This window comes from Paenibacillus sp. FSL R7-0345 (genome assembly GCF_038595055.1).
Lineage (GTDB): Bacteria > Bacillota > Bacilli > Paenibacillales > Paenibacillaceae > Paenibacillus_AQ.
The window spans coordinates 2,172,040-2,184,487 of record NZ_CP152002.1; the positions used below are offsets into that span (position 1 = coordinate 2,172,040).

3 protein-coding genes are annotated in these 12,448 nt (G+C 50.5%); 1 reads left to right on the plus strand and 2 read right to left on the minus strand.

The features are described from left to right. Positions 1-110: 110 nt before the first annotated feature. The gene (locus NST84_RS09065; protein WP_342565267.1) at positions 111-1,148 is read right to left on the minus strand and encodes a LacI family DNA-binding transcriptional regulator; all 1,038 of its coding nucleotides are present in this window, start codon (positions 1,146-1,148) and stop codon (positions 111-113) included. 672 nt (positions 1,149-1,820) lie between these two features. Here NST84_RS09065 and NST84_RS09070 point away from each other — a divergent pair. After that, positions 1,821-9,407 (plus strand): pullulanase, encoded by a 7,587-nt coding sequence (locus tag NST84_RS09070; RefSeq protein ID WP_342565268.1) that lies wholly within the window; start codon positions 1,821-1,823, stop codon positions 9,405-9,407. A 537-nt stretch (positions 9,408-9,944) separates the two neighbouring features. Here NST84_RS09070 and NST84_RS09075 read toward each other — a convergent pair. After that, entirely contained in the window at positions 9,945-11,690 is a 1,746-nt protein-coding gene (locus tag NST84_RS09075) for an alpha-glycosidase (RefSeq protein ID WP_342565269.1), read from the minus strand. Positions 11,691-12,448: the final 758 nt, after the last annotated feature.

The following is a 12,448-nucleotide window of genomic DNA, read 5'->3' on the forward strand; positions in this document are numbered from 1 at the left end:
AGAGGGTTCCGGTTTTGTAGAGCTGTGGCCGAAATTCAGCGCAAACGTTTGTACAATATTCGAAAAAATAAATGAAGCAACAGACTGCTTCATTTATTTCAGAATCTGGATCATTTCTTCCCTGGAGCATACATAGACGACTCTCTCACGATCAGTCGGTGGGGAATGACAAAACGATTCGTATATCCGGGATCGTTGTCCGGCTTCTTGATAGTCTGGATCAGTACCTGGGAAGCCGTATATCCGAGATGATAAATACCGATGTCGATACTGCTGATCGGCGGGCTGGACAATTCCGAGAGCGGGATGTTGTTAAAGCTGACAATCGCCAGATCCTCAGGCACCTTGTATTTCAGCTCATTCAGTCCGCGCAATACGCCGAAAGAGACCATATCATCGACCGCGACCAGTGCTGTCGGGCGGTTCGGGAGATTCATAAAGAAAGACATCGCCCGGTAGCCGCTGTCCTGCAGAAACTCACCCTCCACAATCCATTCGGGCCGCATTTCCAGACCGCTGCTCTGCATAGCCTTGCGGTATCCTTCAAGACGGTCGCGCGAAACAATCAGATTGGGTGGTCCGCTGACAAAGCCGATACGCTCATGACCCATGGAAATCAGATGATTCACGGCATCAAAGGCTGCCATGACATTGTCATTATCCACGGATAATATATCCTCATAGCGGTCGCTTCGTCCAACGAGGACAAAGGGATAGCCGCCGGATTCGAGAAAATCAATAACCGCATCATCTTTACGTGAATACAGCAGAATAACGCCGTCAACACGGCGTCCCTTGAGCAGCCGGGAAACAGCTTCGAGCTCTTCCTTCTCGTTGGCTCCGGAGCTGATCAGCACATCATAGCCTGAACGGCTTGACTGGGTGACAATCCCGCGGATCAATTCCATAAAGAACAGATTGGAGAAAAGCTCCTCAGCCGGCTTCGGCAGAATAATGCAAATGCTGTTGGTTGTTTTCGAAACCAGGCTCTTTGCCATCATATTCGGAGTATAGCCCATTTCCTCCATGATCGTTTTCACTTTACGGGAAGTTTCTAGGCTGATTCTGGGATGACCTGACAACACCCGGGATACCGTGGAGGGAGAAACTCCCGCTTTCTTAGCCACATCCTTGATGGTAACTGTCATAGAAACCTCCTTCATGGAACCGTTTGCTTTACACAGTAATATTAATCGAAGTGCTGATAATTGTAAATAGAAAAAGTCCTGCAGCCAGCTGTTTTACTGCGTTTATAGAATAATATTGACGATTTGCGTCCTGATTTCGCATGATTTTACAGCCCGATCAGGTAATCCAGAACAATAAAGGGGTTTCAGCGGCGCAAAACGGCAATTTGGTATTCATAGCCCAGAAGGGAGGTGTGCAAACGGTTTTCACCTGTGAAAACGTTCGATTGTAAGCTTTCTCGCAAAATGTTTGTGCAATTATGTGCAACATCCTGAAAATATTTTCAGAGCACTCAGCTTGTAAAATGTTTTGAAAAAGGGGGAATTACAGTTGACAACGCTTTAAATTGAGGATTAATATGGTAAACAAGGTTTAAAAGCGCTTACAATCATGTTTTTAATGCAGATTTGGCTGAAAAGACTGTTTTTAGTTCACTGCAGCTTTCTTTGCTTTCTTTTGCAAACGTTTGCGCTAATGTTTACGGGTTTAAATGGTTCGTCATTTTTATTTTGAGAAGGAGGGTGGAGGCTTAATACGGTCTAAGCAGCCGAAGCGGAAAGTGAACCCATTCACGGCATAATGCAAACCCGCGTACAGCGGAGCAAATCTCATATTTAGGGGGGCTTTTTGGAATGAAACTGGCTTCATGGAACAAAAGGGTGTTCGCCATCAGTATGATCGTTGTTCTGGTGTGCTCTTATTTTAGTTTTCCGGTATCAACGGTACAGGCGGCGGCAGGCAGAGCGGTTCTGGTCGGCACGCTTCAATCGGAGCTGTCCACGGAAACCAATCAGACGGCAGACTGGAATCCGGATACGACCGTCACTGAAATGACGTATATGAATAACGGTACTTATATGTTCACAGGAACACTGCCGGCGGGCACTTATGAATATAAAGTTGCGCTGAACGGTAAATGGGATGAGAGCTACGGATACAGCAGCTATACCAATCCTCAGGGCGTAGACAAAGAAGGCAATATTGTACTTACACTGGCGGCGGAGACCGCAGTAACTTTTTACTACAACGATATTACCAAGAAAATAGCAGACTCCACGTATTACACACCGCTTGCCCAGGACAAACTGCCAAGACTGGTGGGCTCCCTGCAGACAGAGCTGGGAGATGCAAAGGATCATTCTGCGGCAGATGCCCGCGCTTTCCTTACTGATTATAACTTTGACAGCGTTTACGAGAACACGGTGAATCTGCCTAAGGGAGATTATGCTTACAAAATCTATGTGCCGGGAGCTACTGCGGCGGATGATCAATCCTATCCCGCAGACGAGCAGAATCTTAACCTGCCTGCGGATCTTCCGGTTACCTTCCAGTACAATGCGCACACGCATGCGGTGAATGCCAAATTCACAGCACCTGTTGACCCGGGCATCGTGACTCCTGTTCCGGAAGGCAGTATGCGGATTCACTACAATCGTCCGGCTGGCGATTATGCCGATCAGGGTTTATGGCTGTGGGATGATGTAACGTCACCTTCTGCAGGCTGGCCGGCGGGTGCGGCTGCTTTTCCTGAAGGGCAGGCAGATGCCTACGGTGCTTATGTGGATATTCCGCTTAAAGCAGGCGCCAAAAAAATCTCCTTCCTCGTCGTTAACCGCACCAATGAGGCTAAAGACGCTGGAGATAAAACCTTCCTGATCAACACGCCGCAGACCAATGAAATCTGGATCAAGCAGGGCAGCGATCAAGTGACCCCGTACGAACCGGTGAGTCTGCCTGCAAATACTGTCCGGATTCATTACAGCAGAGCCGATCACAAGCAGAGCGAATTCGGTTTATGGACCTGGGAGGATGTAGCGCAGGCTCCGGCAAAATGGCCGACAGATGCTGTTATGTTCCCGGCTGGGAATACAGACCGTTTCGGTGCTTATGTAGATGTTCCGCTAAAAGAGAATGCCAGAAAGCTGGGCTTCCTTGTTGTTAACCCGTCAAATGAAGCAAAGGACGGCGGAGATAAGGCGTTCAGTCTGCTTGACCGCTACAATCAGCTATGGATCAAAGAAGGCGACAACACGGTATATGTCTCTCCGTTCGGCGAACAGCCTATAGGGCTGGTATCGGCTGAAGTGCTGTCCGCCAGCAAGCTGCTGCTCGGATTTACACTTACTGACGGACTAGATGCAGCGACACTGAAGAGTGCAATCACAGTTAAAGATAAGGACGGCGCTGCCATTGCTGTATCAGCAGTGAGAATTACCGGCACGGCGTCTGTTGAAGTGGATACGGCAGCTTTTGACCTGGAAAAAACACCGCTGAGTGTAACTTATTCCGGCAAAACCATATCTGCGTCCAGCGGCTGGAGAATGCTCGATGAGATGTACAATTACACCGGCGATGATCTGGGGGCTACCTATCATGCCGCAGATAAATCGGCAACGCTGAAACTCTGGGCGCCTGTGGCCAGCTCGGTTACAGTCAATGTGTACAGCAAGACTGATTCCGCCGAGCATGTCGGCCAGGTCAGTCTGACTCAAGGCGAGCAGGGGGTATGGTCTGCCGAGCTTACACCGGCGGATATCACCGGAGTAAGCGGGGAAAAGGATGTCCGCGGCTATTATTACCAGTATGAAGTAACCAACCACGGCGTTACGAAGCCAGTGCTTGACCCCTACGCCAAATCAATGGCCGTATTTACGGTTGATTCCAGCGGCGCAGCCGGTCCTGACGGGGATATGGTCGGCAAAGCGGCAATCGTTGATCTCAGCAAAACCAATCCTGCGGAGGTTCATCCGGCAGATATTGAAGGCTACGAAAAACGTGAGGATGCCGTTATCTACGAAGTCCATATCCGCGATTTCACTTCGGATGTCTCGATCGAGAGCAGTCTGAACGGCGAGCGCTGGGGTTCCTATGATGCTTTTGCTAAAAAGCTGGATTACATCAAGTCGATGGGTGTTACCCATATTCAGCTTCTCCCGGTGATGGCCTGGTATTACGGGGATGAAACGAAGATGGGCGAAAGAGAAACAGCCTATTCTGCACAAAATAACGAGTACAACTGGGGTTATGATCCGCACAGCTACTTCTCCCCGGATGGTGCCTATTCAGAAAATCCTGCTGATCCCGAGGCACGGATCAAAGAGCTGAAGGGCCTGATCGATGCAGTGCATGAGGCCGGAATGGGTGTCATTCTGGACGTTGTCTACACTCACATGGCCAAAAAAGATTTCCTGGACGACATTGTGCCAAACTACTACGCGTTCCAGGATGCGAGCGGCAACTTTATCGGCGGCTTTGGCAATAACCTGGCCACGAACCACAAAATGGCCGAGAAGCTGATGATTGATTCCGTTAAATACTGGTTCAGCGAGTACAAAATCGACGGTATGCGCTGGGATATGATGGGTGATGCCACACAGGACGCGGTGCAGGCGGCTTATGATGCGGCTCAGGCGATCAATCCGCAGGCGCTGTTTATCGGTGAAGGCTGGATTACGTTCGGTGGTGCAGCTTCAGACCCTTCACTTGCCGGCCAGGGAGCTGACCAGCTCTGGATGGATAAGACGGACAGCGTCGGTGTTTTCTCCGATGAATTCCGCAATGAACTGAAGTCAGGTTACGGTTCGGAGGGAGAGCCTCGATTTATTACAGGGGGAGCGCGTTCCATTGCGACTATCCTGAATAATATCAAAGCCCAGCCGTCTAACATTCCTGCGGATGATCCGGGTGATGTGGTGCCGTATATCGAGGCCCATGACAATTTGACCCTGCATGATGTCATTGCGCAGTCTATTAAGAAAGACCCGGCGGTCCCGGCCAACGAGCTGGAAATCCAGCAGCGGATTCGTCTCGGCAACACGCTGGAGCTGACTTCGCAGGGAACGGCCTTTATGCAGGCAGGCCAGGAATACGGGCGTACCAAGCAATGGCTGGGTACAGGCGTGCCTGAACAGAAATATACCGAGATGAAGGATGCGAATGGCCAGTCCTTTGGCTATTTTATCCATGATTCCTATGATTCCTCCGATGCAGTCAACATGTTTGACTGGTCTAAAGTAACGGACGAAGTGAAATATCCGGTACAGAACACAACAAAGGATTATACAGCGGGCCTGATTCAGCTCAGAAAGTCCTCGGATGCTTTCCGTCTGGGTGACAAAAGTCTGGTGGATTCCAATGTTACGCTGATCCAGGCGCCGGAAATGAAGGCAACGGATCTCGTAATCGGCTACAAGAATAAAGCAACCGACGGCACAGGCAACTACTATGTGTTCGTTAACGCTGATGATGAAGCCAGAACCCTTACGCTGTCTGAGGATCTGACTAAAGGTACTGTTCTTGCTGATGATGACCAGGCAGGAGTGACGGCCATTCCGGCCGGAGAGCAGAGCGGGTTTGCACTTACCGGCACATCGATTCAGCTGCAGCCGCTTACTGCGGTGATTATCCGTATGGATGCAGCGGCAGCCGTCTTTACTTCAGTAGAGACAGACAATGCAGCATATTCACTGCAGGTGGGCACAAGTCATCAGACAGCTGCCTATGCCAAATATGACGATGGAAGCAAACGTAATATTACCAAAACCGCCCTCTATACTTCTGACAAACCGGAAGTAGCCAGCGTGTCGGCACAGGGTGTTGTAACTGGGGTTAAAGCCGGAACGGCTCATATTACGGTTACTTATGGCGGTAAATCCGCTGTTGTATCGGTTAAGGTAGTAACAGAGGCTGTAGACACCAAACGGTATGTTGAGTTTACGTATGTGCGTACAGATAAGGATTATTCCGACTGGAATATCTGGGTCTGGAACACAGGTGCGAAGAACGATCAAATTGATTTCACTACCTTTAAGGACGGTAAGGCCAGCGTGCTGATTGAGGTTGCTCCGAATGCGACCAGTGTAGGCTTTGTTCTGCGCAAGGGCACCGACTGGAATACCGGCAAACAGGATTATCCGGATGACCGGGTCATTCCGCTGACAGCAGGCGAGAGCTATACCAAGGTCATCGTCACCAGTATGGTGAAGGAGCTGGATATCAAGCCGTTTATCAGCGGTCCGGTGATGAAGGACGGAACAATTACCTTCATGTACCGTGATGAAGCGCTGTTCCGCAGCGGTAATCAGCAGGATATCGAAGCAGTTGCTGTAAAGGTGAACGGTGCCGAATATCCGATGATTTACGATGCTGCAAACGAATGGTTTAGCTACGAGCTGACAGGTGTAGAAGCAGGAACGTACAAATACACCTTCCTTGTCACCAAGGACGGGGTAACCGAGGAGCTGGCTGATCCGAAAAATACGGTGGGCGGCGAATCCTCAGTTACCTACCACAAACCGGAGGTTAAGATTACTGCGGCAGTAGAACCGCAAGCGGTAAGCTCGAATGAAAATGCGGTTGTTACGATTACCGCAGCTTCAGCAGAAGAAGTTTCCTACAAAGACGGCTACATGGATCTGACCGCGCTTGGCGGACCGGCTAAGGTGCAGATCGATACCGGACTGATGAAGCAGACAGTGGCGGTAAAAGATACAGTGGCAGCAGGAATCAAAACCATTCCGCTTACGCTGATTGACGAGTACGGAAATACGCATAAAGGCTCGGCAACGCTGGAAGTTAAAGCGAGAACCTACAGCGGGGATAAGCTTGATTTTGACTGGGATGAGGCGCGGATTTATTTTGCGCTGACTGACCGGTTTGCCGACGGTGACCCGACGAATAATGAGAATGTGGATAAAAGCCATCTGGAAGCCTACCACGGCGGCGATTTCCAGGGCATGATCGATCATCTCGATTATCTGCAGAAGCTCGGCATTAATACACTTTGGATTACGCCGGTTGTCGACAATATCGACTTCAACAAAGGTGCTGGTTTCGGCGGCGTCCAGTACGGCTACCATGGCTATTGGGCCAAGGATTTCACCCAGCTCGATGAGCATTTGGGCGACATGGATACCTTCAGGGAACTGATTGAGAAGGCGCATGACAGAGGCATCAAAATTATGGTGGACGTTGTCCTCAACCATACAGGCTATGGGCTCAAGGAGAGTGACAACGAAGAAGGAGTAACGGCTGAAGATAAGGCGCGCTTCGACGGCATGCTCCGCACGGATGGCGTATCTTCGGATACCGATCCGGTTAAAGGCGAGCTGGCCGGACTGCCGGACTTCAAGACGGAAGATCCTGCGGTGCGCCAGCAGATTATTGACTGGCAGACCGGATGGCTTGACAATGCGCGGACCGACCGCGGGGACACGATCGATTATTTCCGTGTGGACACGGTCAAGCATGTGGAGAGCACAACCTGGAAAGCATTCAAGAATGCATTGACCGCCATCGACCCTGAATTTAAACTGGTCGGCGAGTATTTCGGCGGGACGATAGACAGCGACGGCGGAAACCTGCAGTCCGGCCAGATGGACAGTCTGCTTGATTTCGGATTTAAAGGCGCAGCCAAGAGCTTCACGGACGGCAAAATTACAGAAGTGGATGCTTATCTGCAGGACCGTGAAGCCAAGCTGGACAATACGAAGACTATGGCCCAGTTCCTGAGCAGCCATGACGAGAACGGCTTCCTCTCCGATTATGTAGGCGGCGATAAAGGCAAGCTGATGATCGCAGCCGCGCTGCAGATTACGGCAAAAGGCCAGCCGGTAATCTACTACGGCGAAGAGCTCGGCCGTTCCGGAAGCAATGCCGGCGATATGTCGCAAGGACAGTTCAGTGAGAACCGCAGCGATATGCCGTGGGATCAGCTGACTGCGGAGCAAGGGCTGCACGACCATTACCAGAAGCTGCTGAATATCCGTGCCAAGTATTCCAAGGTGTTCTCCAAGGGAACCCGCACAACACTGGCAGGCTCGGATGAGCTGGGATATCTGGCGTTTGACAAGCAGTATGCTAATGAGAATGTTGTCACAGTAATTAATACCAAAGCTGAGGCAGGGTCTGTAAGCATTCCTGTACCGTTTGCCGCAGGTGCGAAGGTAACAGATGAATACAGCGGCAAGACGTATACAGTATCTACTGACCGGAAGGTGACACTGGATCTGCCGGGCAGAGCTGACGGGGGGACCGTTATTCTGGCAGCGGCGCCCCAATCCGTGCCGGGGTCTAATCCGTCTGCAGGCACAACGGTTACTCCGGCTGAACAGAAGAATACTCATACCATCAGTGCAGACAGTCTGAAGAATGCCAAGGACGGCAAAGTAGTCCTGGAAATTCCTGCAGCTGCAACATCTGTCCTGCTGCCTGTTCAGGCTGCAGCAGCCTTGGGCACGAACGCTCTTGAACTGCAAATGGGCGGATTAAGTGTAACCCTGCCGAACGCAGTACTGCTCCAGCTCCAGAAATCACTCAGCGGAGCTGATGCGGAAGGCGCACAGATTCAGTTTAGTGTAAGTCCGCTGCAGGATAATGCGGCAAGCACTCTGGTGAACGGGCTGAGCAATACCTTTACCAAAGTTAGTGCAGCATCGAAGATTTATGATTTCTCACTGTCGTTAGTGAAGAAGGACGGCACAAGTACTCCGGTATCCACATTCGCTGCACCGGTAGAGCTGTCCTTTGCCATCAGCAGCAGTGCGGATAAAGATCTGACAGGTGTGTTCTATGTTGGTGAGAACAATAGCCTGGAGTATGTCCGCGGCGTATTTAACGGTGAACGGATTACAGCACAGGTAACGCATTTCAGCAAATATGCGGCACTTGAGCTGAACAAATCGTTTACAGATGTACCAGCTTCTCATTGGGCTTCGCAGGCTGTGAAGTCACTGAGCGCCAAGCAGATTGTAACGGGGGTCTCTGCGTCAGCATTCAATCCGGGTGCTAAGGTTACCCGTGCGGAATTTACTGCGCTGCTGATCCGCGCGCTGGGTATTGAGCCAGCAGGCCAGTCCACATTCAGCGATGTGCAGGCGGATGCCTGGTATGCTCCTTATGTGGCTGCAGCTGTCAGCCAGGGCATTGTTTCGGGGCGCAGCTCCGGACTCTTTGCGCCGAATGCGGCGATCAGCCGCGAGGAAATGGCGGCTATGGTCATCCGTGCGCTGGAAGTGAAGCAGGGGCAGAAGATCAGCCAGAGCGCTGCTTCCGCAGGCTTTGCGGATGCTGGCAGTATCAGCCCATGGGCAGCGGTGTATGTGAATACAGCCGCAGGTCTTGGACTGGTGCAGGGCAGAGAAGGCAACCAGTTTGCGCCTAAGGCCAATATGACCCGCGCAGAAAGCGCCCAGGTTATTTACAAGTTGCTGGCTAAGTGAAATCAATAGCTGATTAAATGAACGAGCAAAGCAGCGATCCCAATGTACCGGGGACCGCTGCTTTGCGTTGTATGGATTAGTCATGATGAGAAAAAACCTGATTAGAGGGATCTGGATAAAAGGATCTGATTATGAGGGTCTGCAGATGCTGCAGATAAATACCAAATGCTATTCTGTGGTAGATGAGCTTATCTCGGCCGACGCGTAACAGCACTCTTCGATTGTTGAAGAGTGCTGTTTGGCTTGGATTTGTTTCGGGAAGCCAGCTTGATCAATGCAGGGAGAATGCTGCCTGCACGGCAGGTGCTGACTTAGCTAAGTGGATTTTCGCAGCTTAATTCATAAACATTTGCCTTGTTTGAGATTTTAGGTGGAAAAACGCCACTTAATTTTGCAGAATGAGCTCCGGAAGGCGGGTTTCGCCTGAATTAGATGGCATTTTTCCACTTAGGCATCAGAGATATTGGAAAATAATAGAATTAAGTGCCGAAAATCCAACTAGTTTACCGGCCAGCTCTTGAGTGGCAGACGGCAGTCTTACAAAACCGCCTTAATCGCCGTGTACCCGTATGCCGGGAGCTTCACAGACAATGTGCCGCGTTCCGCGCGCAGGGAATCGCCGGTGAACAGGTTCTCCCAGCTGCGCTCCTCGACGCTCAGCCGGAAAGTCTGGGCAGTTTCTTCCGTATTCATCAGGACAATGATGATTTCATCGCCCATGCTGCGTTCGAAGGCAACCTTGCTTCCGCCGCGGCCGGCTTCAAGGAATCTGAAGGATCCGCTGCGCAGGGAAGGATGACTGCCGCGGATCGAAATCAGCTTCTGATAGAAGCTGAACAGATCATGATCCTGCTTGGCCGGGTCCCATTCCATGCATTTGCGGCAGCCCGGATCGTTATCACCGTCCAGGCCGACTTCATCGCCGTAATAGATGCAAGGCGTGCCCATGAAGGTGAACTGGAACAGCGCAGCCAGCTTGAACTTCTTCTTGTCGCCGCCGGCGAGAGTCAGGAGGCGCGCGGTATCATGGCTGTCCAGCAGGTTAAAGGCGACTTCGCTGGCCTGCAGCGGATAACGCGACAGCTGCTTGCCGATCGCATTGGCAAAAGCTTCAGCATCAAGCGAGCCGTTGATAAAGAAGTCAAGCACAGCATCCGTGAACGGGTAGTTCATGACTGCGTCGAACTTATCCCCCTCCAGCCACGGGGCAGACTCATGCCAGATTTCACCGAGAATGTAGGCGTCGGGGTTGGCGGCTTTGACAACTTTGCGGAATTCGCGCCAGAAGCCGTGATCCACTTCGTTGGCCACATCCAGACGCCAGCCGTCGATGCCAACCTCTTTGATCCAGTACTCGGCAACCTTCAGCAAGTATTCCTTTACCTCAGGATTCTCTGTATTGAGCTTAGGCATATGCGGCTCAAACGAGAAGGCATCATAGTTTGGAATGTTGTCCACAACCTGAAGCGGGAATTCGCGGACATGGAACCAGTCCTTGTAACGGGAGTTTTCACCGTGCTCCAGCACATCCACGAATGGGGCGAAGGTTCTTCCGGAATGGTTGAATACTGCGTCCAGCAGTACGCGGATTCCGCGTTCATGGCAGGCGTTGACCAGCTTTTTGAGCGTCTCCACATCGCCGAAATGCGGATCAACCTTCATATAGTCTTCCGTATCATATTTATGATTGGTGGTTCCGGCAAAGATTGGTGTGAAATAGATGCCCGTAATCCCCAGCTCTGTCAGATGATCAAGGTGATCAATCACACCCTGCAGATCTCCGCCGAAGAAGTTGTCCGGTGTAGGTGTTCCGCCCCAGGGAAGGACATTTTCCGGATTCAGGCTGGCATCACCGTTTGCAAAGCGCTCCGGAAAGATCTGATAGAATACAGCATCTTTAACCCAGGCCGGAGGAGTAAACACATCGCCGCGGTTTATGTAAGGGAATTCAAACAGCCGGTTAGGATTGCCCGGGCGCTCTGTCTGGAAGTCACTCTCCGTCATCCAGATCCGCTCATGCCCCTTTTGCAGCAGAAATCCGTATTTCAGGCGGCGGTATAAGGGAACGGATTCACATTCCCAGTAATCGAACATCGCATCACTGGTGAACAGCTTCATTGGAATCAGCTCTTTGGTAGTATCCCATGCATATTTATCCCCGGCCCAGGCGAATACTTCTGTCAGATCTCCTTTTTTGGCACGCAGACGCAGATGAATGGTTTCATAGTCATAGGCATAAGACCAGTTTAAGCGCGGGCGGTGATATACAGCTTCAAGTAACATGATAATTCCTCCTAAATTAAATGATTTGTGAGCTTGGCTTCCCGGAATACTTCGTACAAAACTTGCTTGGGAAGCATGGGCTTAAGTTTTGTGAGCATAGCGCCTTGAGATTCTTCGTACAAAACTGCGATAAAATGGGAAAGGAGCGCATTATGCCTGTATGGCACTTTTTTTGCGCCACAGTTGCACACAATTTTATGAAATGTGCCCACAGCAAAAAGGCACAACTCCAGTCTAAGCTTGTCCGAGGTTGTCCCTGATCAGTAACATGGCCTTTTAGTTGTTGTAAGAACAAGGGCGCGTGCTTTCACTGCCGCCGGAGGGCGGGCTGCTCATAATGGTTTGGATTATAGCATGGAATAAATGCCCGTACAATACTCTTGTTCAAACCATTGCACTATTTTTCACGAGTGACACTGCCATTCTGTCATGAAAATAAGGCGGCGTGTAAGCATATTGCTATATTTTGCTGAAGGAGCTGCCGGATTTGGCTGATCTTCAGGACAAGTATGGCGTATACAGAAATAAATAAGAGGAATCGTGTGAATTCTAGAGAGAAAGGATGATTAACTCGTGTTAATTAGCCAAAATGGTCAAATATACACTGTGCAAACGTTTTAACAATTAACATTACTGTTGTATTATGAATTTATGAATGAAGCGCTTTCTAGAACTTGTTGAAGCGTATTCAGAAGGATGGTTAGCAGACACATACATTTTTTTTGAAACTTCTGAAATCGTTTGCGCATGTTCTGCAG

Bases quoted from the DNA above. Each gene is read 5' to 3' on its own strand.
- NST84_RS09065 (WP_342565267.1), bottom strand. From the start codon at position 1,148: ATGACAGTTACCATCAAGGATGTGGCTAAGAAAGCGGGAGTTTCTCCC.
- NST84_RS09070 (WP_342565268.1), top strand. From the start codon at position 1,821: ATGAAACTGGCTTCATGGAACAAAAGGGTGTTCGCCATCAGTATGATC.
- NST84_RS09075 (WP_342565269.1), bottom strand. From the start codon at position 11,690: ATGTTACTTGAAGCTGTATATCACCGCCCGCGCTTAAACTGGTCTTAT.